This is a genomic window from Paenisporosarcina indica, from assembly GCF_001939075.1.
Classification (GTDB): domain Bacteria; phylum Bacillota; class Bacilli; order Bacillales_A; family Planococcaceae; genus Paenisporosarcina; species Paenisporosarcina indica.
Map to the genome: position 1 here is coordinate 625,502 of NZ_MPTA01000002.1, position 26,641 is coordinate 652,142.

The 26,641-nt window shown below is 39.7% G+C and carries 23 protein-coding genes; 7 read left to right on the top strand and 16 right to left on the bottom strand.

Annotated elements, in window-relative coordinates; translation table 11 throughout:
* The first annotated feature begins 37 nt into the window (after nucleotides 1-37).
* The gene (locus GY23_RS08505) at nucleotides 38-1,303 is read left to right on the top strand and encodes an MFS transporter (protein WP_075618779.1); all 1,266 of its coding nucleotides are present in this window, start codon (nucleotides 38-40) and stop codon (nucleotides 1,301-1,303) included.
* Between the two features lie 82 nt (nucleotides 1,304-1,385).
* Here the strand turns inward: GY23_RS08505 and GY23_RS08510 are convergent, their stop codons facing one another.
* Entirely contained in the window at nucleotides 1,386-1,661 is a 276-nt protein-coding gene (locus GY23_RS08510) for a YqhV family protein (RefSeq protein ID WP_075618962.1), read from the bottom strand.
* A gap of 259 nt (nucleotides 1,662-1,920) precedes the next feature.
* On the opposite strand from GY23_RS08510, the gene GY23_RS08515 reads away from it, so the two are divergent.
* The gene (locus tag GY23_RS08515) at nucleotides 1,921-2,547 is read left to right on the top strand and encodes a LysE family transporter (protein WP_084544071.1); all 627 of its coding nucleotides are present in this window, start codon (nucleotides 1,921-1,923) and stop codon (nucleotides 2,545-2,547) included.
* Here GY23_RS08515 and GY23_RS08520 read toward each other — a convergent pair.
* From GY23_RS08520 to GY23_RS08550, 7 genes are all read right to left on the bottom strand, one after another.
* Complete coding sequence (locus GY23_RS08520) at nucleotides 2,532-3,884, bottom strand: amino acid permease (protein ID WP_075618780.1); 1,353 nt, start codon at nucleotides 3,882-3,884, stop codon at nucleotides 2,532-2,534. The genes GY23_RS08515 and GY23_RS08520 overlap by 16 nt on opposite strands.
* A 258-nt stretch (nucleotides 3,885-4,142) precedes the next feature.
* Nucleotides 4,143-5,246 carry an ATP-binding protein gene (locus tag GY23_RS08525; protein ID WP_245827612.1) on the bottom strand — a complete coding sequence of 368 codons (1,104 nt, stop codon included), beginning with the start codon at nucleotides 5,244-5,246 and terminating at the stop codon, nucleotides 4,143-4,145.
* Between the two features lie 366 nt (nucleotides 5,247-5,612).
* Complete coding sequence (gene gnd, locus GY23_RS08530; protein WP_075618782.1) at nucleotides 5,613-7,016, bottom strand: decarboxylating NADP(+)-dependent phosphogluconate dehydrogenase; 1,404 nt, start codon at nucleotides 7,014-7,016, stop codon at nucleotides 5,613-5,615.
* An 18-nt stretch (nucleotides 7,017-7,034) separates the two neighbouring features.
* Complete coding sequence (locus GY23_RS08535; RefSeq protein WP_075618783.1) at nucleotides 7,035-8,381, bottom strand: GntP family permease; 1,347 nt, start codon at nucleotides 8,379-8,381, stop codon at nucleotides 7,035-7,037.
* Between the two features lie 354 nt (nucleotides 8,382-8,735).
* A complete protein-coding gene (gntK, locus tag GY23_RS08540) occupies nucleotides 8,736-10,280 on the bottom strand; it encodes a gluconokinase (RefSeq protein ID WP_075618784.1) in 1,545 nt (514 codons plus the stop codon).
* The gene (locus GY23_RS08545; RefSeq protein ID WP_075618785.1) at nucleotides 10,277-11,005 is read right to left on the bottom strand and encodes a GntR family transcriptional regulator; all 729 of its coding nucleotides are present in this window, start codon (nucleotides 11,003-11,005) and stop codon (nucleotides 10,277-10,279) included. The genes gntK and GY23_RS08545 overlap by 4 nt, the downstream gene beginning before the upstream one ends.
* Before the next feature lie 317 nt (nucleotides 11,006-11,322).
* Nucleotides 11,323-11,991 (bottom strand): GNAT family N-acetyltransferase, encoded by a 669-nt coding sequence (locus GY23_RS08550; protein ID WP_075618786.1) that lies wholly within the window; start codon nucleotides 11,989-11,991, stop codon nucleotides 11,323-11,325.
* Nucleotides 11,992-12,525: 534 nt separating this feature from the next.
* On the opposite strand from GY23_RS08550, the gene GY23_RS08555 reads away from it, so the two are divergent.
* Nucleotides 12,526-13,719 carry a chromate transporter gene (locus GY23_RS08555; protein WP_075618787.1) on the top strand — a complete coding sequence of 398 codons (1,194 nt, stop codon included), beginning with the start codon at nucleotides 12,526-12,528 and terminating at the stop codon, nucleotides 13,717-13,719.
* 141 nt (nucleotides 13,720-13,860) lie between these two features.
* Here GY23_RS08555 and GY23_RS08560 read toward each other — a convergent pair whose 3' ends face one another.
* From GY23_RS08560 to GY23_RS08580, 5 genes are all read right to left on the bottom strand, one after another.
* Nucleotides 13,861-14,289, bottom strand: coding sequence for a hypothetical protein (locus GY23_RS08560; RefSeq protein WP_075618788.1), 429 nt, complete (start codon nucleotides 14,287-14,289; stop codon nucleotides 13,861-13,863).
* Between the two features lie 88 nt (nucleotides 14,290-14,377).
* Nucleotides 14,378-15,151 (bottom strand): hypothetical protein, encoded by a 774-nt coding sequence (locus GY23_RS08565; protein WP_075618789.1) that lies wholly within the window; start codon nucleotides 15,149-15,151, stop codon nucleotides 14,378-14,380.
* Between the two features lie 18 nt (nucleotides 15,152-15,169).
* The gene (locus tag GY23_RS08570; RefSeq protein ID WP_245827613.1) at nucleotides 15,170-19,018 is read right to left on the bottom strand and encodes a DEAD/DEAH box helicase; all 3,849 of its coding nucleotides are present in this window, start codon (nucleotides 19,016-19,018) and stop codon (nucleotides 15,170-15,172) included.
* A gap of 253 nt (nucleotides 19,019-19,271) precedes the next feature.
* Entirely contained in the window at nucleotides 19,272-20,210 is a 939-nt protein-coding gene (locus GY23_RS08575) for an acetamidase/formamidase family protein (protein WP_075618790.1), read from the bottom strand.
* Nucleotides 20,211-20,392: 182 nt separating this feature from the next.
* The gene (locus GY23_RS08580) at nucleotides 20,393-21,655 is read right to left on the bottom strand and encodes a S8 family peptidase (protein ID WP_075618791.1); all 1,263 of its coding nucleotides are present in this window, start codon (nucleotides 21,653-21,655) and stop codon (nucleotides 20,393-20,395) included.
* A 129-nt stretch (nucleotides 21,656-21,784) separates the two neighbouring features.
* Here GY23_RS08580 and GY23_RS08585 point away from each other — a divergent pair, with 129 nt between their 5' ends.
* Nucleotides 21,785-23,002: a helix-turn-helix transcriptional regulator gene (locus GY23_RS08585; protein WP_075618792.1), complete on the top strand. Its 1,218-nt coding sequence runs from the start codon at nucleotides 21,785-21,787 to the stop codon at nucleotides 23,000-23,002.
* A gap of 12 nt (nucleotides 23,003-23,014) precedes the next feature.
* On the top strand, nucleotides 23,015-23,155 hold the full coding sequence (locus tag GY23_RS18455) for a hypothetical protein (protein ID WP_169834557.1): 141 nt from the start codon (nucleotides 23,015-23,017) through the stop codon (nucleotides 23,153-23,155).
* A 66-nt stretch (nucleotides 23,156-23,221) separates the two neighbouring features.
* Here GY23_RS18455 and GY23_RS08590 read toward each other — a convergent pair whose 3' ends face one another.
* Nucleotides 23,222-23,860 (bottom strand): DUF2238 domain-containing protein, encoded by a 639-nt coding sequence (locus GY23_RS08590; RefSeq protein WP_075618793.1) that lies wholly within the window; start codon nucleotides 23,858-23,860, stop codon nucleotides 23,222-23,224.
* 167 nt (nucleotides 23,861-24,027) lie between these two features.
* Between GY23_RS08590 and GY23_RS08595 the strand changes: the two genes are divergently transcribed.
* Nucleotides 24,028-24,687, top strand: coding sequence for a hypothetical protein (locus GY23_RS08595; protein ID WP_075618794.1), 660 nt, complete (start codon nucleotides 24,028-24,030; stop codon nucleotides 24,685-24,687).
* A gap of 276 nt (nucleotides 24,688-24,963) precedes the next feature.
* Here the strand turns inward: GY23_RS08595 and GY23_RS08600 are convergent, their stop codons facing one another.
* Both GY23_RS08600 and GY23_RS08605 read right to left on the bottom strand, forming a co-directional pair.
* Nucleotides 24,964-25,377, bottom strand: coding sequence for a hypothetical protein (locus GY23_RS08600; protein WP_075618795.1), 414 nt, complete (start codon nucleotides 25,375-25,377; stop codon nucleotides 24,964-24,966).
* A 107-nt stretch (nucleotides 25,378-25,484) separates the two neighbouring features.
* On the bottom strand, nucleotides 25,485-26,096 hold the full coding sequence (locus GY23_RS08605) for a LysE/ArgO family amino acid transporter (protein ID WP_075618796.1): 612 nt from the start codon (nucleotides 26,094-26,096) through the stop codon (nucleotides 25,485-25,487).
* 185 nt (nucleotides 26,097-26,281) lie between these two features.
* Between GY23_RS08605 and GY23_RS08610 the strand changes: the two genes are divergently transcribed.
* The gene (locus tag GY23_RS08610) at nucleotides 26,282-26,629 is read left to right on the top strand and encodes an ArsR/SmtB family transcription factor (protein ID WP_075618797.1); all 348 of its coding nucleotides are present in this window, start codon (nucleotides 26,282-26,284) and stop codon (nucleotides 26,627-26,629) included.
* Nucleotides 26,630-26,641: the final 12 nt, after the last annotated feature.

Genomic DNA, 26,641 nt, shown 5'->3' on the forward strand with positions numbered 1-26,641 from the left:
CTGTCAAAAACACATCATTGATGTTTGAGGTGATTGTATGGGTACTACTGAAAGTTGGGAAGAAAAGGGCAAGGAGAAGGTTGAAGACAAGGTAAGTATTTGGTGTATTATCAGTATGGCCTCAATTCCTCTTGTCATGACACTTGGGAATTCCATGCTTATACCCGTGCTGCCAATACTGGAGGATAAGGTCGGAATTTCGTCATTCCAATCAAGCATGATTATTACCAGTTACTCAGTTGCAGCTGTTTTCCTGATACCTGTAGCTGGTTATTTATCAGACCGTTTCGGGAGGAAAATGGTGATTTTGCCTGCACTAATACTTGCTTTAATTGGTGGATTGATTGCCGGCTTTGCTTCCTGGAAAATGGAAGACCCATTTACGTGGATTATTATTGGACGGATTTTACAGGGCATAGGGGCATCAGGGGCCATGCCAATTGTTTTGCCGCTCGTTGGTGATTTGTATAAAGATGATGATGAAAAGACGAGCTCCTGTTTAGGAATTATCGAAACGTCTAATACATTTGGAAAAGTGTTAAGCCCAATCTTGGGTGCCGCTTTCGCTGCAATCTTATGGTTTCTACCATTTTTCTCGATCTCTGCATTCAGTTTAATCTCTATTGGTCTTATTTTCTTCTTTGTAAAGGTACCAAAAGAAAAAGATGACCCCATAAAGTTCAAAGAGTTTTTAGCCAATACGAAAGAAACGTTCAAGACAGAAGGAAAATGGTTATTTACCGTTTTCCTAAATGGGGCTCTCGTGATGCTTATTTTATTTAGCACTTTATTTTTCTTATCAGAAAACCTTGAAAAAGTTCACGATTTGAAAGGCATTAAAAAGGGATTTGTACTCGCCATTCCACTTTTGTTTCTTTGTATTGCTTCTTTTATTACTGGACGTAAAATTAAAGGCAATTTATCAACGATGAAAAAAATGATGATTGCTTGTTTGATTGCCTTGTCCATTAGTGTGGTTTTTGTAGGATTTGTTAGTGACAAACTTATTCTTATGCTAGTTGTAACCAGTATAGTTGGAATCGCTAGTGGTGCATTACTGCCGGTATTGGATGCCATCATTACAGAAAATATAGACAAGGAAGAACGTGGAACAGTCTCTTCCTTCTACAGCTCCGCACGATTTATCGGTGTTGCAGCGGGTCCTCCTATTATGTCCCTGTTAATGAAAGATTATCTCAATGCTAGTTATATTACAGCAGGTGTATTGGGACTAATTCTCCTGTTCATTGTCTTCAAATTCATTGAAGTAGATGAAATTAAACATCGAAATAAACATGCTTAGTTAAGCGGAATGCTAGCAAGACATATGAAAAGGACCAAACAGTACTATGACTGTTTGGCCCTCTCCATTTGGTGTATGTAATTCATTTAAGTTTGAGGCTTATCAGTATGAGGGTGATTCCACAAAAGAGACAAATCATTTTAGTGAACGAAATTTTTTCAGCTAGACCAACTAGACCAATTCCTGTGGTCACAATTAATACAAATGGTCCCACTAGGGCAAGAAGCGTATTGATAAAGAAAGCTTTTTCTAAGTCATTAAATTTAAACATCAATGCCGCAGCTGAAACTTCTATACTTCCTGAAATAAATCTTAATATTATGATGGTAATAAGAGCTTTTTCAATAAATGTAACCACATCCTTTAAGAGATTCACTACTCATTTATATGTGTGTAGATTCAGAAATATTTCAGTCCTTAAAACACATTCTTCAAAAAGGAGGAGCATGTGACATCGTCACATCGCTCCCCCTTTGTCCTTTTTCAGATACAGATGCAAAGTTAATCTCCTGGAAATAAAGAGATATTAGTTCAGTTAAATTTTCTCTTGTAAACGGTTGTACACCTTACTCCTTCCGAATAAGATGCATAGACATCATTTAACGGAGGGCTTTTTCATGAATTCTATATTTACCTATATCTTTTTAGGGGTATCATTAGCTGCACCAGTAGGACCTGTTAACGCAGCCCAATTAGATACAGGCATTAAAAATGGATTTTTTAATGCCTGGATTTTTGGTCTTGGTGCATTATCAGCAGATGTATTATATATGATTTTGGTTTATTTCGGGGTTGGACAAATTATTGACTACCCCTTGATTCAAATCATTCTCTGGGCATTCGGTTGTTTTGTTCTTACATATACTGGAGTAGAAAGTTTACTTACTTTACATAAAATAGAGATTGATTTAAAACTCGGGAAAAAAGTTCGTCTGAAGCGCTCTCTAATTTCAGGTTTCTTCATGTCATTATTAAATCCTCTTACCATTCTTTTCTGGTTAGGGATATACGGTTCAGTCCTTGCCGAAAACTCGAAGAATTTATCAATGAATCAAATCATTATTTATAGCATTGCCATCATTGTCGGGATTATTTTATGGGACACCATCATGGCAACTATATCAAGTGGAGCTCGCAGATTATTATCCACGAAGCTCCTCAAAATCATTTCTATAATTTCTGCTTTATCGATGATTGGATTCGGAATTTACTTTGGCGTACAAGCCTATCATGCACTGTTTTGAGCCTCATCTTTTTTCCATTTTTTACGTAAACACAATACCACAATCGCGATTACAACAAGGAATCCTATGCTGATGAACAGTCCGGGTCGACTCGTTTGATGAAAGACCGTACCACTAATGGCTGCTATAACGAAAATCATGCCGATGATTCTCTTCACTTTATCCCCTGTAGTTTGTTTAATTAGTCGTGGGTACATTAATAAAATAAAGATCCAGTTATAGAGCAACATCAACGCGGCAGCGGTGGTTATATATTCATACACTTTGTCAGGCAGCAATAGAGAGGTAACAATTGATAGTACAAGCCCTGTGGATGTTAGGGCGATTGCAGGCAACGGCATCTGTAACTTTTTCAACTTTTGTTCGCTAAAGAATTTTGGGGCATCGCCTTCTTCAGAAAGAGTCAGAAGAATCGTGGTCACTGAAAAAAGGGATGCAGACATCGTTGAAAACCCGGCAATTATAATCGCTGCAGTAAATACATGCGGGAAAAACCCGATCGAACTAAAGCCGGCTAAAGCCTCGACAAAGGGACTTTTATCTTCTTTAAATGAAGTATAAGGAATCAGTAAGAGTGCTAAAGAGAGAGCCGTCAGATAGATGATCCCAAGCAAGCCCAGCATGACTTTACCTGATTTAGGAGCGTCTTCTTTGTTTTTTAGATGAATGGCCATGACACCCATTACTTCAATCCCACCATGGGCGTAGAAAGCAAATAATAGGGCACTCCAGAAGCCGAGAAATCCCTTTGGGAAAAACTCACCCATCGTTTTAGGTAAATCTCCTTTAACATTTCCATCGATCGTCCCTGTCAGTGCTAAAATGGCAATGACAATAAACATAAAAATTGCAGCTATTTTCATTACTGCATAGATACTTTCTAATTTACCGAAAGCTTTTGCCCCAATGAATAGCACAATTAATCCACAAATGGCATAAATCAAGGCAAATATCCACAACTTAACGTTAGGAAACCAAAATTTTGATAACAATGAAATAGCCGTCAGCTGACTCCCAATGATCAAGATTTCCGAACACCAGTAAACCCACCCACTGCTAAAACCAGCCCAACGTCCATATGCTTTTTTCGCATAGGAACGAAATGAACCTTTTTGTGGATCATCTGCCGACATTTTCGCAAGTGCTTCAAAGACGATATAAGTGGCAGTTGCAGCCATTGCAAAAGCCAGAATCACAGAAGGACCCGTCATTCGAATCGCGATACTTGATGCTAGGAAAAACCCTGTCCCAATAATGCATCCTACCCCAATAAGGGATAATTGCCACCAAGCAAATTGAGCCTCATCTTTGCTATCGTTAGAATTTTTCTTCCCCATCTCGCACCTCCATATAACGATAGTCTTTCACATAAATATGGATTTATGTTATGGAATGCAGAAAAAGAGCCGTCTAAATTACTTTGATCAAGTGGGAAAACTTATATTAAGTTTTATAGTGTAGAAAAGTAAGGTTCCACCGTTCAAGGGAAGGAATTCAAAATTGATCGTATAGGACGTTTAACTTTAATTAATCAATACATACAACGAAAAGACCTTTCAGAAGTTCAAATAAACTCTTGAAAGGTCTTTTCCAATTTATTGCTCTGCCAGTGGGAATTCAATGGAAAATGTTGTCCAATTTCCGACTTCACTGTCCACATTGATTTGGCCTCCCATGCCTTTAATCAGGCTGTACGATACCATCATTCCCAGTCCAGTTCCATTCTCTTTCGTTGTAAAGTAAGGTTCTCCCAGACGACTGATTTGTTTTTGTGTCATCCCTTCGCCTTCATCACGAATCTTGATAAATACGTGTGGATCTGCATAGGTTGTCTGAATTTCCAGATTTCCCCCATTTGGCATCGACTCGATCCCATTTTTTATAATATTAATTAGTGACTGTTCCAACTTTCGTCGATCTCCCCAAATATACGATTCTTCTCTATGAGCAACATTTACTAGTAGTTTGATTTCATTCATGTTCGCTAATGGAGTAAGGATATTGACTACTTGCTGAACCTCTTTGCAAATAAATATCTTTTCCAATTCACCTGGTGCAGGTTTAGCAAAAGTTAAATAATCATTAATAATTTCTGATGCTCGATCGAGTTCTTGTATAGCAGTACCGATGTAGGATTTAACTTCTGGGGGAATATCTTCATTTTGGGAAAGTTGCAAAAATCCCTTACAAGTAGTTAATGGGTTTCTCACTTCATGTGAAATGCTTGCCGCGAGATGACTGACGACTTCAAGTTTCTCAGCTTTCACGAGTTTTTCCAGCAGCTCTGAATTCATTTTGATTACTTCAATAAAAAGCGTTGCTATCAAAATCCCCACGAAATTGATGAGTAAGTAGTGTAGCCATACTAAAGGATCCAAGTTTACATCGGTTATAATGCTTGCTCCTAAAAACGTAAATTGAATAGATACCAAAACTAACAAACCACTTATACCTAACTTATGTACTAACGGCGCCCTTACATAAAACCGTTTAATTAGGTTGATAATAATTGCCATGCCCACGAAAGTACATACTGTCATGTAAAAGCCTAATATATCTCCTATAAAATAACGCACAATAAGTAGGAATGATAATAGTATCATTCCTTTTTTCCGATCAACATATAAAAGACCAAGGATAAATGGTATTCTACGCAGATCCCATAAAACACCATCAGCTATTTGAAATGGTGAGAGCATACAAAGGACTATAGAAACCATTGAGATTATCATAAACAAGGAATCTTTTAATTTTTCGATTTGATATATGTATTTCAGTAAATAGAAGATTGGTAAAGAAAGTAAAGGAAGAAGGATAAATAATATGTTTATGAGTATTTCTTTAGAAAAAAGCTCCATTCATCACCAATCCTTACTATTTTAACAAATTCATTAAATCTTTTTAATTTTCTAACTCAATAATAACTTTCACCTAAATTATTTGCAATCATAGTTAAAATTATCTATAAAAATAGTTTTATATCTCATGTTTTTCAATAAAAAAAGTACTCATTAAAAAGAAAACGGCAGCCACCTATATTAGGTAGCTGCCGTTCAAAAGATACATCATTTCCAATTCGTATGGAAGGATCCTTCCATATCGGTACGTTCATACGTATGGGCACCGAAATAATCGCGTTGCGCCTGCAATAGATTCGCACTGGATTCACCGGTACGGTAACTATCGTAGTACGTGAGAGCGGCGCTTAAAGATGGAAAAGACATGCCAGACATCATGCTTTCAGCCACTACTTTTCGCATGCCCATTTGATATGCTTTCGTTTTTTCCACAAAGTATGGAGCAACCAGTAAATTTGTTGTAGTTGCTTGTTCTTTATAAGCTTCACTGATTGTGTTCAGGAATTCTGCACGAATGATACAGCCACCACGGAAAATGAGCGCGATATCTTTTAATGGCAAGTTCCAGTCGTTCAGTTCGGACGTCTTCTTATACTGAGTGAAACCTTGCGCGTAGGCACAAATTTTTCCCATGTATAAGGCTTGCCTAACATGTTCAACCCATAACTCACGGTCCAATTCTTCCTTACTGTTTTCTGGACCTGCTAAAATACTTGCCGCAAGGACACGTTCATCTTTTCTGGAGGACAGGTATCGTGCAAACAGCGATTCTGTAATGATTGAAACCGGAATCCCATTATCGATCGCCTGAATGCTTGTCCACTTCCCAGTGCCGTTTTGACCAGTTTTGTCGAGGATGACATCAACAAGTGGCAGACCTGTTTTTTCATCCGTTTTTCTTAAAATATCAGCAGTGATTTCAATCAAGTAACTTTTCAGTTCCCCTTGATTCCATGTGTCAAAAATATCAGCTACTTCATTTAATGGAATGTGCAGTCTTTCTCTCAAGAACGTATACGCTTCAGCAATGAGCTGCATATCGGCATACTCTATTCCGTTATGCACCATTTTCACGAAATGACCTGCCCCTTTTGGTCCCATATAGGCGCAACATGGAGTCCCATCGACTTGAGCGGCAATTTTCGTAAGGATGGGTGCCACTTTTTCATAGGCTTCACGATCGCCACCAGCCATCATGGAAGGACCTTTCAAAGCTCCTTCTTCCCCGCCAGAAACGCCGACACCCAAGTAATCGATTCCTTTTGATTTCAATTCATCAAATCTACGGGCAGTATCTTCATAATACGAATTCCCGCCATCCATGATAATGTCGCCTGGCTCCAGATAAGGCACGAGCGATTCAATGACCGCATCGACTACCTTACCGGCCGTAACCATAACAAAGATTTTTCTGGGTGACTGTAAAGACGCAACAAATTGTTGTACATCATAATACGGGGAGAGCTGTCCCTGTTCCACTTTTTCCATAAGCGAGTCGGTCAAATCTCTCGTGTAATTATAAACGGCCACCTTTTCACCTTTACTTGCCATGTTCAGGGCAATACTGCTGCCCATCACACCTAAACCCATAACACCAATTGTATGATTCATCTATTTTCGGACTCCTTTTTAAACGATTAGACTCAAGAGTAAAATGAACACTAAGCCTGATACCGAAATAATTGTCTCAAGCAATGTCCACGTTGCGAATGTTTCTTTCAACGTCAATCCGAAGAACTCCTTGAACATCCAGAAACCGGCATCATTTACATGTGAAGCAATCAAACTACCCGCACCAGTTGCAAGTACGACCAACGCCAAGTTCACATCAGTTGTACCAAGCAACGGAATAACCAAACCAGCAGTTGTTAATGCAGCAACAGTTGCTGAACCTAACGCGATTCGTAAAATAGCAGCAATGATCCATGCAAGTAAGATTGGGGATAATGTCGTGTCACTGAACAGTTCTGCAACATAGTCTCCCACTCCACCAGTGATTAGCACTTGTTTGAAAGCACCACCACCACCAATGATCAAGAGCATCATCCCGATGCTAGCGATCGCTTTAGAACACGTATTCATAAGTGTTTTCATCGGGATATTTCTTGCTAATCCCATTGTGAAGATTGCTAATAATAATGATAATAACATGGCAGTAGAAGCATTCCCTACAAAACGTACAATTTCGAATAGCGTGTTATCTGCAATTTCATTTGTTTGTTGGATCATTGTAATAATTGTCGCGATTGCCATTAAGATAACTGGGAACATCGCTGTAAATACACTAATACCAAAACTAGGTGTATCTTCTAGTTTGAATGATTTTTGTTCACCTAAAGACGCAATATCACCTGTTCGATTGAACGAGTCAGGTACAAGTTTTTTAGCAATTTTAGTAAAGATTGGCCCCGCTAAAATGACCGTTGGAATGGCAATGATAAAACCATAAAGTAATACTTCACCGATATTCGCACCGTATTCCCCTGCAATTACTGTAGGACCCGGATGCGGTGGTAAGAAACCATGTGTGACAGACAATGCAGCCGCCATTGGAATACCAAGATATAAAATAGAAACTCTTAATTGTTTAGAAATTGAGAATACGATCGGGATTAGTAGTACTAATCCTACTTCGAAGAATAAAGCCACACCAATAATGAATGATGCAACGACAACAGCCCATTGAATTCTTTTTTCACCGAATTTGTCGATCAGGGTCATCGCAATACGTTGTGCTCCACCCGCATCTGCAATTAAGCTACCCAACATCGCACCAAGACCAAAGATCAAGGCTAAATGGCCAAGCGTACCGCCCAATCCACCTTCAATTGAACCAACAATGCTATCAAGTGGCATTCCTAAAGCTAAAGCCACTCCGAACGATACAATAATTAATGAAACAAAAGTATTTAATTTCAACCCCATAATCAACACAAGCAACGCAACAATTCCAATCGCTACAATAACTAACGGCATTCTATTCCCTCCAAAACTCTATTTTTTTATTTTTTCTATTTTAAATCCTATTGTTGATATTCCGCAAAACTGCTTCTGAGGTTACTCGTCGCATGAAAACATTTGCTCCATATCTATAAATAGGTTAAAATCCACAATGAATTTCAGCTTATCTTAATCTAGCTTTTTTTATAAAGGCTTTAATATGGAATAAATACGAAAGAGTGCATTTGCGCCTAGCACAGCTTTTCTGCGACGAGCATACAGCACGAGCGTGAAGAATGAGACCAACAACTATGTGGTTTTCATTCTCGTTGGCTCATGCGGAACATGCGACGACGCAACTGTATGATAAAGAAAAGCAGATTAATCTAGCTATTTTTTTGTCAAGCTTCTTTGATACTTCGCAATGTTAGTATATTCTTTTTCCAATACACGAGATAAACTAATGAAAATCGGCAATAGTTCTCTGTATTCTTGCACATCGGTCTCAATCGGAGTGTGCTTGAATGTACTGCCGATCATGTCTGAAACAACATCAAATGAGTCAACTTTCCCAGTTGCATAAAGCCCTAAGATACAGGCTCCGAGACATGAGCTTTCATAACTTTCCGGAACAATTACTTCTAAATCGAAGATATCGGCCATCATTTGGCGCCACACATCTGATCTTGCAAAGCCGCCAGTTGCTTGAATACGGATAACTGGTTCATCCATCACTTCAAGCAAAGCCAAAAATACGGTGTAGAGATTGTAAATGACACCTTCAAGAGCTGCACGAATCATATGCTCTTTCTTATGCGACATCGTTAACCCAAAAAATGAGCCTCGCACATCAGGATTCCATAATGGTGCACGTTCACCAGCCAAATACGGATGGAATAATAAACCTTCAGCACCCGGTCTTACACGCTCGGCAATCTTTGTTAACACTTCGTATGGATCAATGCCCAAACGTTTCGCAGTTTCCACTTCTGATGAAGCAAATTCATCGCGAATCCAGCGAAGGACCATTCCCCCATTGTTTACCGGCCCACCGATGACCCAGTGTTTTTCGGTTAACGCATAGCAGAATATCCGTCCCTTTTCGTCGGTCTGAGGGCGATCGATAACCGTCCGGATGGCACCACTCGTCCCAATCGTCACGGCCACTTCGCCTTTTCCAATCGCATTCACGCCAATATTGGAAAGCACACCATCACTTGCTCCGATGACAAAAGGAGTTTGTGGTGCAATGCCAAGTTTCTGGGCTATTTCCAGATTACAATTCGTGAAAACTTCAGTTGTCGGCACAAGCTCAGATAACTGGTCCCGTGTTACCCCTGCCACTTGCAGTGCTTCTTCATCCCAGTCCAGTTGCTTGAGGTTCATCATGCCCATCGCTGAAGCGAGCGAATGATCCACGACGTAGCGATCGAACAACTTCTTGAAAATGTATTCTTTAATCCCAATATATTTTTGGGTCTTGGCCGCGATTTCAGGACAATCATTCACAATCCAAGCCATTTTGGATAATGGCGACATGGGGTGGATCGGTGTTCCTGTGCGTTTATAGATCTCATGCCCGTTCAATTCATTTTTGATTTTACGTGTCCACGCTTCGCTCCGATTGTCCGCCCAAGTTATACATTGCGTTAGTGGTTGATTGTTTTCATCTATTGCAATGACGCTATGCATTGCACTACTAAATGAAATGAACAGTAGTTTTTCGGGTGAGATCTGGGAAAGCTTCATTATATTTGAAATCGATTTCAAAACGGCACGGAAAATTTCATCCGGGTTCTGTTCTGCCGTTGAAATGTCCGGCGTGTAAAGCGGATACCCAATATTCTCTTGTTGAATAATTTCACCTTGTTCAGTAAACAATACCGCTTTCGTACTAGTCGTACCTATATCTACACCTAACATATAATTGGTCATTTTTTTTGCTCCCTTTCTGTTGTGAGCATTTGTTGCGACATCCAAAGATCATCCACTTTTCCTTGCACATTATCGAAGTTTTGATGTAAGGCGCGGATCATAATATCTCGATCTTTTGTTTTGATCGCTTCCACATAGACTTGATGGTTGGTCAAAATCCGTTTGAAATCCTCGTATTTCTCTTCTAGACGTTTCCGCATGGATAAGAGAATCAGACTTTCCATCACCGGTTTTGTATTATTCCAGATCAACATGATATAGGAATGATTTATCGAGCGAATGATTGTTTCATGGAACACTACATCTTGGTAGGAAAATTCCTCGACGTCTTTATATTTGATAGCAATTTCCATCATTTCGGTGATTTTGCTTAGCTCTCTTACCAATTTGCTGGTATCTAATTTCACAAGGCGTTCGTAGACAAACGTCTCAATCAGTAATCGCACGTCATAAATTTCCTTAATATCTTGTTCAGTTAAACCAACCACAACCGCACCCATTCGTTCCAAGCGAATGATGTTTTCGGAAGCCAGGATTTTCAATGCTTCTCGAATTGGAGAACGACTTACTTCGAATTCGGATGCTAGTTTGTTTTCAGAAAGTACTGTACCCTTTTGAATGTTGCCTGATATGATCCGTATTCTAAGCTCGCATGCTAATCGTACGCCAGTGGAAGCACTCGCAATCCATTTTATTGGATATATATATTCATTGGATGTACTCATAACTTCCCTCCTTTTTTATCAGACGATATACTTGTATACAAGTATAATAGTACGCAATTATCGAAATGTAAACGCTTTTATAATTTTTTTTGCTCTAGGCAGTGTATTTTCGGAAACGTTTCAACTTATTAGTTCATATTGAGCTTGATACTTAAAGGGTTCCAGGGCACTTTGGGATTCCTGACTGCTGCACCTTGGTCTAAGGAATAAAGAGGGATGAGTGTTGTGACTTCATCACAACACTCATCCCTCTTTATTTAGATCATCCTGCGGCTGGTATGTGCAACTAGTGAATGGATACTTCCTGTAAATAACAATCACTGATTCTCAAATGGATTTTTCCACTCCATCAACAAAGCGTAGTTAAGTGACTCCTCATCCTCCAAATAATTGGGTATCAGACATACCGGTGTCCGTCCACATCTGAGCAAGAACGAAATCACTGGATCCCTTAACTCACCTTCCACAACTTTTTCCACATACTGTTCTAGTGTGAGGACCTTCGCATGCCAATGATATCCAGGCATTCTCCCACCACCCAACAAACGCACCAAATCATCATGAACGACTCGCTCATACATTGATTGCATCAACAGTTTGCCGAGATCGAGTTTGCGGTGGGCAGGCTTGACACAAATATCAACAATATATAAGGTCTTTCCCTTAGGATTGTGATTGCGTATATATCCATGATCCGTAATCTCTTCCCATGTATGATTGGGTTGATTAAAATTGAAATCAACCAATAATCCAGTGATCGAACCGACAATCTCTCCGTTTATCTCCACACATAATGCACCTTGTGGATAGAGTTCGACATGATTGGTCAGCTGTTCTTCATTCCACCACAACGCTGACGGAAATGGTGGTGGAAAACTTTCTCGCTGGATGGCAATCAAAGCTTGAAAGTCTTTCTTCTGATAATTTCTCACCACAGTCTTTACCGGCTTTCCTTCTTGAAAAACATACACTTCTTTTCGATACATCACACGAACTCCTTTACTATTATGAATGGGAACATACACATTTTATTTCTTTATGGACAATCAACCTCTTTCTAACACTACAATGTATTTAGTGTTTCAACGAACGGAGCCGCTAGTAGTATAAGAAATAAGAGATATAGCATTCGCTAACTCGATTTATTTAACAAATCTTCCATTGATTAAATACTATCGTATTTCGATTTATCGACATTTTTATGTTCTGTTCTTTTTATCAATATACCAATGAGTAAGATAGATAATACACCTTTTTCTATTTGCGCGTTAGTTTAAAAAAGAGGCTTTCTCCTTCTTTGAATTAATGAACCGGTTAGTCGCATAATCAATATATTTTTAATTCTTTGGCTAATGTAATGTTAAGAGTCTGTAAATTTCTTTGTTTTGAATTGCAAGGTATTTTCATAATGTTATATTTGCATTATTGGAAACCTAAAGGAAATTCAGTCCTTATTGAAGCCAGGAACAAAGCATTTGAACTTTTTAAAGAAATCAAAGACTAAACAATAGGAGATAACAATGAATCAAAATAACTTGAATGGAAAATTCAAATCACTTTTGGAGATACTTTTAGTTTCGACACGACTGGGGCTTACATCTTTTGGTGGACCAACTGCCCATTTAGGGTACTTTCATGAAGAATACGTACGAAGAAGAAAATGGATGGATGAAAAAAGTTATGCTGATTTAGTTGCTTTATCTCAGTTCTTACCTGGTCCAGCCAGTAGTCAAGTGGGAATCGGTATAGGAGTCATGCGCGCAGGAGTGTTAGGTGGAATCACATCTTTTATTGGATTTACGCTTCCTTCCGTTATTGCACTGATCCTTTTTGCCTTACTTCTAAAAGGATTCGATGTAGGAAATGCTGGATGGATACACGGATTGAAAATAGTAGCTGTAGCTGTAGTTGCACATGCCATTATGGGGATGGCAAAAAATTTGACTCCTGATTTAAAAAGAAAAGCCATTGCCCTATTTGCTCTAGTCGGTACACTTCTTTGGCAAACAGCTTTTACTCAAGTCGGAGTCATATTAATAGCTGCACTCTTAGGGTTTCTTCTGTATAAACAACATGACGCAAGTGAAGAAGTGAGTTCAAAATTCCCCATTTCAAAGAGAGTTTCAGTGATATGCCTACTCTTGTTTTTCGGATTACTATTTCTTTTACCCGTCATCAGGGAAGTAACTGGATCCTATTGGGTTGCTATGTTCGATAGTTTTTATCGATCGGGTTCCTTGGTATTTGGTGGAGGCCATGTCGTTTTGCCATTATTAGAACAAGCATTTGTGCCAACTGGATGGATAAGCGAAGAAGCATTTTTAACTGGTTATGGAGCTACACAAGCAGTACCGGGTCCTTTATTTACGTTCGCTGCCTATTTAGGTGCCATTATGAACGGTTGGCAAGGTGGTTTGGTAGCAACAGTTGCCGTATTCTTACCTGCATTCCTTCTTATTCTAGGTACATTATCTTTTTGGGATAGTTTACGAAACAATCCTAAAATTAAAGGAGCAGTAATGGGTGTAAATGCAGCAGTTGTAGGGATTTTAATCTCTGCATTTTATTTCCCAATTTGGACAAGCTCAATTTTAGAACCTCAAGATTTTGCTTTAGCAGCTATCTTGTTTAGTATGCTCGTGTTTTGGAAACTTCCACCATGGATGATTGTAGTTTCTGGTGCTTTAGGCGGTTCATTATTAACATTATTTTAATTTGTAAGGAAATCCCTTCCAATGAAGGGATTTAGTTCGTATTGCTAGTTTAATTTCATTCTGTGGAAGAGTTGATTTTTCAATTTGGATGGTGGTGTGTTCTACTTGAATGTTTTTACAGTTAACAAGTAAAAACATATGTTATTCACTTGTTAACAGTAGCTCTCGAGAATTGACATCATAAATTTTATAACTTATTTCAAACTCATGGTCTTTAGTAACCGTCACCTCACAATAGTAAGGAATCGACTTTCCATAAGCATCAAGTTCGGGAATATGAGTAAAATAAAAAAGTTCATCTGTATCCCGCATGGCAAAGGTCGATTCAGTAGAACGCCCTGAAGACGTTATTTCAATGGTGCAGTCCCCTTTAACAACATCATATTCCTTTAGAAGCATGTATTTTAGACTTGGTAGAGTAACCATTAGACATAATACACCCATTAGTAAGGCTCCAATGAACTTGCCTATATTTAGTAGCGTAAATTCTTTTTCAACATACATATAAATGAAGGTTCCAACCGCAATGAAAACCATCGAAGCCCCTAATATGAGCATTACATAATACAATTTTTCCACTTCCTAAAAATTGGTTAGACTCTTGAGACTGCCTCTTTCTCAAATATGATGAAAATCACTTATCAGTCTCCGTACCCTTTTATTTACTAGAAACATATCTTTCCCGCAATTCACTCGCTTCTTTACGATTAAGTTCCTCTTCGAATCGCTCATCAAAGCGAGCTGTCCAGGCATTCCACACTTGTATATAGACGGTATCGTCGGTTTGATCATGAATATGGATTTCGAAACATCTTGCTGGCACGACTTCTTTTACATCTTGAGAAAGTAAGTCATTAATCAATTTCTGACCTTCTTCAACCAAAAACTCATAGCCCGATTCTTCAATCATTTGATTAATTCGCGCGTCGTCCTGCTCTTCAAAGCTAGATAAGTCGCTCGATATTTCGTAGCGATAGGAAGGCATCTCTTTTGGTCTTCCTACGGATTCCTGGTCGTCTTGTCGTTTCAACACACGCTGATGAAACGGACTATAAGTTACTTCGATTGTCTCTTCAACTGGTTCATGTGTGAAAGTTCCCGCTTCAAGCTGGGCTGTACCATTAGCAGTCAGTCTGTAGATACCCTGTTCCTTTTCAATCATTCCGGACCGCTCCAACAAGATCAGCATATGCTCAATGAAGATCATTTCGACCGATAGTAGCTCACTTATTTCAACCGCCGCTTTAATGTCGAGTCGATTGAAAATCTTTAACATCATCTTCATTAACACATCCATTTGGCTTCGAATGACTGTGTTCATATGGATTTCGAGGCGTTGCATGGGAAAAGACCATTGCAGGGTGTTTAAGACTTTCAAATGCTTCTGCTTGCGAATGTTGTCCAATACCTGCTGATCCGTTTGCGATGACATGCCTTTCCCACTCCTTTCTTAAGTAATTTCTTGATGTTGTTTCAATCCACCGTGTTTCTCCACCACATTCCGAACGTTAGTAAACATGTTTCGTTGAGCTTCACCTTTTGCTTTTTGTGTGAACATCTCTACACTTCCCACGATTAGCATGAGTTCTCTTGCCCGTGACAAGGCTACGTTCAAGCGACGATAGTCTTTTAAGAATCCAATATTGCCTTCTGGATGTTCATGATTTCGTACGAAGCTTAGAATAATGACGTCCATTTCCATCCCTTGGAATTTATCCACAGACCCTGTTCGACAATGTAGATGCGGAAGATTAAGTTCTTGACTGAGCATTCGGTCGACTTTCTTCACTTGGTCACCATAGAAACTGATGATGCCTACCTTTTTCTTCGTTCCCTTACCCATACGTCCTTGCTGTATTGCTTTGGATACAGACTGATCCAAATCCAACAACAATGCGCGAATTTGCTTCAATTCAGCCGAGTTATAATAACTGCGACTATGGCGGTCCTGTTCTTCGAAGTAACCTTGTTTATGTGGCATGTCAAACCATAGAAGATGCTGGCCGCGCTTCACCAACTCACCGTCGAGAAGGTGATCACGGTCCACATCGGAATTTTTCAAGCCACACTGGAGCCCGTAATTTTTTTCCTGGTAGAACGGGTTGATGGTCTCCATGATATTTTCATGCATCCGATACTGAATGCGGAGTGTTGTTTTATTTGTATCTCTCAATGCCTTGAACAATCGTTCAAATATCGACTCTTCCAAGATTGCTTTAAGCTCGGCTTTCTCTTCCCGATTCTCCATATTTTCTAATGTTTCTTCCATTGTCTCTTGCCCAATCAATGGTGGCAGTTGATGATGATCGCCGACTAGAATAACTTTCTTCCCCTTTAACATAGGAAGCAGTAATTCAGGCGGCGTCGCTTTCGACACCTCATCAATGATGACCACGTCAAAATCCGGATAATCATTGATGAAATCTTTTCTCGCGGACCCCGCACAGGTCACGCCGATTACGTTGGCATAACGGATATACAATTTCTTGATTTCATTCAAATCATACTCAGTTGATTCTTCCAGCATGCCGGTCCACTCAAGACGAATATCATTGGATACCGCCAGTAGTTTTTCCTTGCGCTTTAAGTCGTCCAATTCCTGAGTGGTTTTCTGCTGATGAAGTTTGGATTTATTCAACTGACTCTCCACATCCTCCGCTACGATTTCTTCAATCGCCTCCAACTGCTTGTTCAAAATTAGTTGGTTTGATTGGTTGGTGGAAATTTGATGTAGGGAATTCTCCATGGTCAGTTGAAGCTGGTCGATTTCCTTTTGAAGTATTGCCACACTCCGCTCACTTTCCGCAGCTACTTGCTGCAGTTGTCTCACGTAATGCTCTTCGGTACCGAGTTGATTCAACGTTTCTTCTTTTAGCGAAAGCCTTCTTTTCATTTCATCAGAAGATTCATCGTTGCTTCCAGATGGGAATCGCTGTTTCAATTCGTTAAAAGACTTCGACAGGTTGTCTATTTCATAATCCAAGGACTTTAGCTGCTCTCCTAGTGTCAATTTAGCCGTTTCCAATTGATTGATGTGTTGGCTCCCGAGCAGATCCGTCTTCGATTTAATTGCATCAAATGTTTCAATAGCCTCTTGTCTTAATTGAGCAAGCCGCGGGTCTGAGCCACCCTTGCTAGACCCCCTGGACGTTCGTATAACGACCATTTCTTCGAAGTACCTCGCAAGCTTTTGACGATTTTGTTGACTCATCGGTACTTGAAATTGTTTCGTTTCGCGTGTAAAAATACGTAACGCATTTAGGATTTTTTCAACCTGTTGGTCAGATATGCTGGCATTCTCAAGGAGAGAACGCGACTTGATCTTTTGATGGAGCATTTTCATATTGTATTGATGGTGATTCAATTTCTCTTCGACGTATTTAATCGCATTATTCAGTTTGCCACTCACGTCATCCTCGAATTGTTTTGTGACCGGATGACTTTTGTATGCTGCATGAACCCGATCCAGTTGATTAACCAGTTGGACAATGTCCTGAGATACGAACAAATTCATGTCTCTGATCAACACTTTGTAGTTTTCAATTTTAGTCACCGTTTTTAGCTGGACTTTAAGCGTTGTTAACGAAGTCTTTCGGGACGCGCCTTCCTCCAATTTTTGAGCAGTTTCTGTACGGTCCTGCTGATGACTACGCAATGACTGTTCCAGTTGTGCCAAAAGAATATGGTCCTGAAGTAGCTTGATGTCGCCGACAAGTTGATTTTGTATTCTCGAAAACTCCCCAGTTCCCGAAAAACGTTCAACTTGATCAGTGGCCAAGATCAGTGATTCCTGTTCTTTCACCAATCGTTCTTGGAGGTTTGGCAGTTGAGATGCATATTCGTTACGCTCCGTTATCCATTCCACTGACTGATCTTGCGTTACTTTCAGCTGTCTTTCAAACTCCTGTTTTTGCTCTTGAGCTTGGCTTTTTCGCTTCAATTTTTCTTGCAGTTCGACTAAATCATCGGCCAATTGTTCTAGCGTCGCCTCGCAATCTTCGATGTTGGTTCGAATCTTGCCTTCATCTTTTTCAAACGCATTCACATGATCGCCGATCGACGTTACCGTCTGCTGTTTCCAGTACAACGCCACTTGATCCTCTACGAACTTCTGGCCTTCCTCTTCAATGCTCTCCGGTCGCCCAATTCGCAAAATCCGAATTTCTTTGTCGGTCATTAGTTTGCCAAGTGCATTATCTACGGCTAAGTTGGACTGTGACGCAACCAGCGTCTTCAATCCTTGTTTTGCATTTTGATAACAGATTTCAGTAATCACCGTGGTTTTTCCAGTGCCCGGTGGTCCTTGAATGACATACAGATCATTTGCAGCCATTGCACCATTGACTGCCTCCTGCTGAAAGCTATTCAATGGTTGCTTATAGGTCATATCAGGAACCTTGCCATTGGTGACTCTCGGTCGCTCCTCAAATAGCAGCTTATCTAAATTCGGATTGGCAGATAGTCCATTTTCCAGTCGACGAAAACCATCTTTCAATCTTCTGACCAGGGACAACTCGCCCATATTGCTTAAGGATAATTTCCCTCTTGCAGCTGGTTGCCAGATGCCTTTTCTCGCTTTTTCACTCAGAGATGAATCTAAATCTATATCCATGCTCCGCTTGCCTTTATTGATTTTCGACACTTTTCCGAGCACTTGACCAGCTTCAACCAATTTTGCACTCGCAGAACGATAATTCCTGTCAATTCCATTCGGCATGTCCCGTACTTCTAGCGTTAGCTGGCTAAAATCTTTATTTAAGCGTGCTGATTGAAAGGGTAACTCCAGCTCAGCAACATCCGCATTTTTCTCCATGATCTGAAGATACGCATTCCAGCTGCTAATTCGTTTGCGTACATAATCGGATCGTTCCGAGGCAATCGGCAAACCTTTCAAAATGGTGTATAAGTCCAATATCTTATCCGTTGGCACACTGCCATTCATCACCAATTCCATTTTCGTGGAATATTGACGATTGGAGCCGAGTGTCAGACTCTTCTTCTTCGTGACAAAAAAGTTATTTACTTGTAAGCTCTTGCCTGTCCATGTACACTCCATCACGGCCGTGCCCCCGCCTAGCACCTCGGACACTTTTTTATTTCTGGTTGGATCTACATACAAGGAGACGCGAATCTCCTCATATTTCCCGTTTGGCTGTTTCTCAATATGTACATAGAAAGATTTCTGCAGATGTAAAAATGCTCGCGATCCCTTTGCCCATTTGAAAAAGTCTCGCTCCACTTTATCCGTAACCGACAACTCACAACGAATCACAGGCTCACTTGCTGTTAAAGCTGTCACATCACTAGCCCCCTTCAATTCCCGTTCGTTTAAATTCATCTATAGTAAGTAATTATAACTTATTAATTCGTTTCACTTTTCTCACGATACATAATTCAACCGCATTATTCAAATCAGTTCTTCATGATAAGCGATAAACCCCTTTCCCTACAACCTCTTAGGGGAAAGACAGAATCATCACTTTTTGACAATGAAAAATGCGGCTGAAAATCCACATTCAGCCGCACTTCTAAATTATTATTCAGGACATTTCCTATTTACGTATCACACCATGAGGTAAAATCGCGTGAACACCTTTTACTCCATTTACCACTTGAGTTACTCGTAAATCAACAGCAACACTAGCTAGTGCAGTCGCTTCCACTTTTTCAATTCCATAAAACTGTTGCATCAAGATCACCATTTCATTTAGAGCCACAGCAGCAGCTTCATTTAAATCTTCATTAAACCCAAAAGTAATCCATCCTGCTGGGGTATTAGCTATCGGGTTATCGAGATGCATATCTTCTCTAATACTTAATGTTAGATCCACTACATCCATCGGACACTCAATTGCCGTACCGGAACTCTCTCCGTCTCCTTGCAGGGCATGCCCATCCCCGACGGAGAATAATGCCCCCTCTACTGCTATAGGCAAAAACAAGCTGCTTCCTCTAACCAATTCTTTACAATCAATATTCCCTCCACAGTACCGGGGTGGCGATGTAGAATGTGTACCCGCTTCCACTGGTGCCACACCCATCAAGCCCAAAAATGGGGATAGACCTACATAAAATGTTTGATTTCCAATGACTGCGCTACCCGACATCGTCGTTGCATCCAATTCCCAATCGACCTCAAGTTTCTCTGTATCGACTATTCCCAGCTTTTCGTTTTGCCAGTTTAGATGGCCACCTGCCCAATTTCGACCATACCATCCAGGAACCAAATCATTTACTCTTACTTCTAATACCATCCCAGGCTTTGCGTTTCTTATGGCAATTGGTCCAAGTATCGGGTGTCCAGGCTTTTTCTCGTTCTCTCTTGATTCAAAAACCTTTCTTTTCTCCTGCTTAGAGGCAGAATAGCCCCATTGAATATCCAATGTTTTCAATTGAATCGTATCGCCAGAATCAATCGTAATGATCGGTTCATAGTCCTTATTGAAGGACCCATGTAAGTTCGCTGTTTCAAGTTGTAATTTATGTATCATGTATATCGCTCCTTTACAGATGAGTAGCTGACTTATCACTACGCAAATTCAATCTCCATTCTAACATTTTAACTATTTTGAATATACATGCCTTACTACTTATTGACATAAAAAAACAATCCAGAAACCGGATGATTTCTGGATTGTTCTAGTTTTCTATCAATTATAGGTAACCTCTACGATTATTGAGCGCGTGCAAATCCAAAGCCTGATGCGTAATCGTCACCAGTTGTTGCACCGATTCCCCCTTTGATATCAACGCTTTTCGCACGACTTTGAAGATTTGTACGCAATTGCGTGTGTGACCAAGATGGATTTTGAGCCCATAGTTTAGCTGCTAAACCAGCAACATGTGGCGTTGCCATCGATGTACCACTGATTGTGTTGTATCCACCGTTGTTCCAAGTCGAGTAAATCGCGGCACCTGGAGCTGAGATTTCAATATCACCTTGTTGGATTACGTAGTCACCGTCCGTTGAAGCATAACCACGGGAAGAAAAGTCTGCTACGCGGTATGTACCGTTTTGCTGAACATTTTCAAGGGCTGCAACTGCAACTGTATTGACAAGTGCTCCTGGATAACCGATTGATCCTTGGCTTGGCCCTGAGTTCCCGGCAGCTGCCACAATTAGTACGCCTTTACCATAAGCATAGTTGACCGCACTTGAAATAAGGCTGTCATTTCCTGCAGAGCCAAGAGACATATTGATGACAGTCTTTGTGCCAGTTGCAGTTGCTTGGTCGGCCGCATGACGAATGGCAGCCGCGATATCGTCCGAATACCCTGAGCCATTATCACCCAACACTTTGTACGCCCAAAGATCAGCGTCCGGAGCTACTCCGTAAATTCCTGCTTTATCACTTCCTCCGTCCGCCAATGCACTACCGGCAACGTGTGTACCATGTCCGTTTGCATCATTGCAACTGCCATTGATTACTGTCGTGGCACCTGTAAAGTTTTTGCATTGTTCAACCGTGTTTGCCAAGTCATAGTGGGCTACGTTTACACCCGTGTCCAGGACGGCAATATTGATGCCCGCTCCACCGGTAGTAGTCGTTAAACTACTATTATTGTAGATTGCTTTAATGCCCCAAGGAACTTGCTGGGTTGGATATGCTGCAGCCGTCACTTGGCTTGCGTTTGCTCGGACATCTGTATCGAGCGTGACTGCCTGTACTTTCGTGACCGTCACATTTTTACTCTTTTGAAGTAAGGTGAATTGTTTCTCGGTCATCTCAGTAGAGAAACCATTCTCCGTCAATTCCCAACGTGCTTTGTGTTCCTTTTTAAGTGAAGCTTTTGTAGATGGATTAGCCGCTTCCACATACACACGGAATTTCTCGACATCGATTTCTTTCTCCAGTGCCGCACTTACGCCCATGGAAGGAATGATTAAACTTGCAGTTAACAATGCACCCATTAAGACTTTTTTCGATTTTTTCATTCTGTTAGCTCCTTTTGTTTTTGAATTTTGTTGCTAACTCAAAACTAGCATACAAAAAGAGATTTGTTTATTGGGAAAATTTCAATAATTAAGTATAATAAAAGGAAAATAAAGTTAGAAGGTGATAACGTGCAAATCGGCTCATTAATCAAATACCATCGTACAAAGATGAAATTAACACAGAGTCAACTTGCAAATGGAATATGTTCGGTCCCACATCTTAGCAAAATTGAAAATAACAGCAAGGAAGCAAACGTGGAAACGATTCGGCTTTTACTAGGCAGGCTTGAGGTGACTGTACAGGACGTCGAAGAAAGCGAACAAAATATACATATTTTATTGAAGCAATTACTGAAAAACATTCACTATTTGGAAGTAGAAAACGCGAAGATCACTTACCGTGAGTTAGACATGTACAAAGAAATCATTGCTTTTACCAAACACATTTATTTATACGAGCTATATAAATTAAGATATCACCTATTTAATAATGACCTACCCACTGCAGAATACCAGATTAAATGGCTGCAATCACAAAGGCAAAATTTTTCCCAACATGAACGATATTTACTTTCCTATTTTAGTGCGATAGCTTTATTGATGAGGGGGAAATATGGTGAAGCGAACGAACAGCTTTCTGCCATTATTTTAGAAAATGCAGAGAGTAATTTGTTTGAGGGAGAAATCTATTATCATCTGGCATTAGTCAAAGGGCATATGAAACACCCCGAACATGCCATATACTTTGGTAAAAAAGCAATCCAACTTTTACAGGAGCAGTTTAATTACAAAAGAATTCTACATGTTCAAATGTCACTGGCGATTAATTATTCGCAGTCCAAGATTTATGATGAAGCGTTTGTGTACTACGAGCACTTAATCAGAAACAGCATATTGCTTCATCAGACAGATTTACTACCTCAGATTTATCACAATATGGGGGATCTCAGACACAAAATGGGTGACTATGCCATGGCTTTGGATTATTTCAAAAAAAGTTCATTGACCATGCAAAAGAACACGGAGCACTACCTACTGTGTCTCTATAACATTGCGATTACAGAGTTTAGGTTAGAAAAGTGGAATGATAGTAACGCAAGTTTTGCCCTACTCAATCAGGAATCGATTAAAATCAAGGTTCCCCATTATCAGCTCTACTCATCTTTTTATTTAATGCTACTAAATGATAATAAACAGAAGGCTATGCACTTTTTGGAAGATCGAGTGGTTCCCTATACCCGAAAAACGGATAAACAAAGAGATTTTCATCATCACTTTTCCAAAATGCTCACGGACTTTTATGTAAATGAAGGAAAATACGAACAAGCAGTTAAATTCATCTTATAAGGAGTGTTTTGTATGAAAAAAACCGTTTTATTAGCTATAATCATCAGTTTCTCGAGCTTGGCAAGTGTGAATTTTGAAAGTGAGAAAATCAACTTAGTTGTGGTAAATTATGAATTGCCCCAGGATACTGTGCCAATTCATCCTCCAGTTTGAGTCTACTTATAATTAATTGACGAACAAAATAGAAATGGCCCATCTGAGTTCGCACTCAACGATGGGCTATTTCTTTTCTGGTGATTCTATAAGTCTTTTTAACAGCTTGTCATGAAGTTTTGATAAAACCAACAACGCCAATAGTGAACCCACAAAAGCTAAAAACATATCCCATTGTGCATCCCACTTATCGCCTTGCATCCCTAAAAAGTCTTCAGACACTTTCCCCTTTGTCGGAAATTTTGTGCTCAACCATTCGATGATTTCGTACAATGCAGCAATAGCTAACATGATGCTCGTTGTGATCCCAAACAACCAAGCACCCTTCGATAATGGTGTTTTCCGCAACAATATTTCTCTTACCACAATCGCAAATAACCCTTTCAGGAAATGTCCCAATCGATCATAATGATTGCGACTTAAATCAAACTCATCCTTCAGCCAATTAAACAAAGGCACCTCTGAATAGGAGTAGTGTCCCCCAATAAACGTCAAGATTGAGATAATGGCAATTACAGTGTAGGAAAGAGTGGTGAGACGGAACTTATTGTAAGTGATGATTGCAACAACCAATACAACGCCCGCCGGAAGAACCTCCACTACCCAAATCCAATACTGTGTTGGCTGAATAACGGACCAAATAAAAAAGATCGCCACAACTAGGAGCAAATAGCGATCCGACTTTCTACTTTTGCTAATAACCACTACTTCCCCTCCTTCTACCTAACAGTATCTGACATATCAACTATGCATATACAATGGATTTCTACATAAAGGATGCTTTTAACGGATGTTATTGGAGAGTTATTCAATCGTTTTGTCGATTATATTTTGATATAAAGGGAACTTTAAATAGTAGATGGAGGTGCCCTATGGATATACAGTTTTATTTCATGTTCACATTGGGCTATATCAGTCTTTTCATTTGGGGGCTTAGTGGCTTAAATAGTAGCCGTTTTTTAACATGGTCAAGTTTCATTTTTGCCATTTTGGGGGCTCTTATTTTTGATAACGCAGTCCTAGGCTTTGGCAAATGGATTGGTGAAGGAACTGTTCTCGAATCACTTAACGCACTTCGCTACTGGAGCCATGCTTTCTTCACTCCTTTACTTGTCTTGTTTTCGCTAGGCGTCCTGCGCGAAAGCGGCATCGCATGGACCGACAAAAAATGGCTAACCTTGTCAGCTATCATCTACACGATTGGATTGATTGGCATTGAGATTTGGCTTGAAACATCACGACTTCAGTTGAAACCCAAGACAGAGTTTGGGGTCTTGCGTTATGTATCCACTGAATCAGCGTCTGGACCGCCCATCATGATCTTGCTGGTCACCATCGTGCTACTTGTAGCAGGTATAGTGTTATGGAAACAGACAAAATGGCCATGGTTTTTTATTGGAGCTGCAGTCATGACGATCGGTAGTATGGTACCCCTAAACATTAATAGTGCCGCAGTGACAAATGCTTTTGAACTGTTTCTACTATGGGCGCTCGTTTGGACAAAACACAGACTTACCCTTTACCCTATATAAGCAATCTGGGTTGAATTTCAGGAAGAATAAAATCCACGAAAAAAATAGAGCACCTTCTCCAGCTCGTTGCTGAAGGTGCTCTATTTTGCACGGTTATGAAGATCACTGACAAGATGGATACAGTTGCATAGTTCTTTTGCTATTTAGAATCTTCTTCTGTTGCAATTAAATTGACAAAATAACTTTGAACTTGTGCTTCCATTTGATCAACTCCTATTAAGACTTCTTGTAGGAGAACCCATTTTCTAATTTCCTTTGGTACTACTATTGGATTGATTATTTCTTATAAAGTTCTTTATAGGCAATTACTTGTAACGCCAACATTTCCTCATCTGTCAGTTTCTCATCAAGAATCTGCAATACCTCTTCTTTAGATGCAGTTCCATTTTGAACTTGTGATTGAAGTTCCTGGAGTTTGTTTATGCCTACCTTTTTAACTAGTACTCGTGTGGCTTCTCCTTTTGTAGTAAATGGCAAGGTACTTTCATCTGCAGACTCTGCCTGTTTTACCATTTCCGCTAATTCCGGATCATTTTCTATATAGGCTTTCACTTCATTTATTTGTCCACTATCCTCAAGTTCAGTTGTATACGAATCGACTAACTTATCCGAAGCAACATTGGTTCCGAAATAATAAATACCATAACCAACAATTCCTAAAATCAGAATCACGACGATTAGTTTCTTCATTTTCTCACTCCTTCACTGTAGTTGCATTCTAATATAGACGTCTGTGCGTGGGAAATGTAACAGATTTTATTAAATCTTTCAGTAACAACTTTTCCCAGTAAAGTCTATCAACTCACTAATGTAAATAGAAGGTACATCCCTGTCCCCCACATTATGAGTGCCGATCCTTTATTTAATATTGCCAGAAACCCATTTGCGTTTGATAATCTTCCAACCTGCCTACCAACGAATGCAAGAGCAAAGAACCAGATCCAAGATGTTACGACACAAGCAACAGCAAACCCAATTTTTCCAATACCAGAGTACGACAATGAACTTGTGCCAATCACGCCGATCGTATCCATAATGGCATGAGGATTTAATAACGAGACCGAAGCAGCAAAAGCAATTTGCTTTCTCGGTGCAAGTGCTTTTGCATCGATTGAATTTATCTGAGGCTTACTTTTCCAAGTCACATAGCCCATATACATTAAAAATAAGATGCCAATTGTTAATAGAAGTACCTTGATCCAGTAAATGCCTAAAACCAAAACTGATACACCTAGTACAGCTAATGAAATCAGGAGAGTATCACAAAGAGCCGCTGTAAGGATTACCGGTAAACTTCTACTGAATTTCGGGTGAATAGCACCTTGATTAAACACAAAAACATTCTGAACGCCTAATGGAAGAATGAGTCCGAAAGCTAAAATAACACCATGAAGTACAGCACTTATCACAGAATATCTAAATCCCTTCTTAATAACTATATTATTTCGTCTATTATCATACTAAGTTTGCATTAGAAAACCACCAAGTCCATCAATTATTAGACGGAAATTTACTAATGCAACACCTTGACCATATAAGTATATACTGATATGTTTATTTCAAATCAACCATGTAGGTGGAGGTGACACGCTTTATGCTAGCGAAAACGACGCTCGATTTGGATCAGGCGAGTATTATTTTAAAATTAATGGGTGATAAAACCCGATTGACGATGTTAAAGTTACTGCAGAAAAGTCAATATTGCGTATGTGAATTTGTAGCGCTATTTAATATTAGCCAATCTGCAATCAGTCAACATTTACGAAAACTGAAGGATGTAGGTTTAGTGAATGAGAATCGTCAAGGTCAATGGATATTTTATTCGTTGAATACAAACCATGATTCGTATGAGTTTGTTGTACGTCTTCTTGATTTCATTCCCGATCAAGATTATCGAATGAAGGAATTGGAACAGCAAGGGTTACGTATTACTTGCGAATAATGGAGGGCTTAT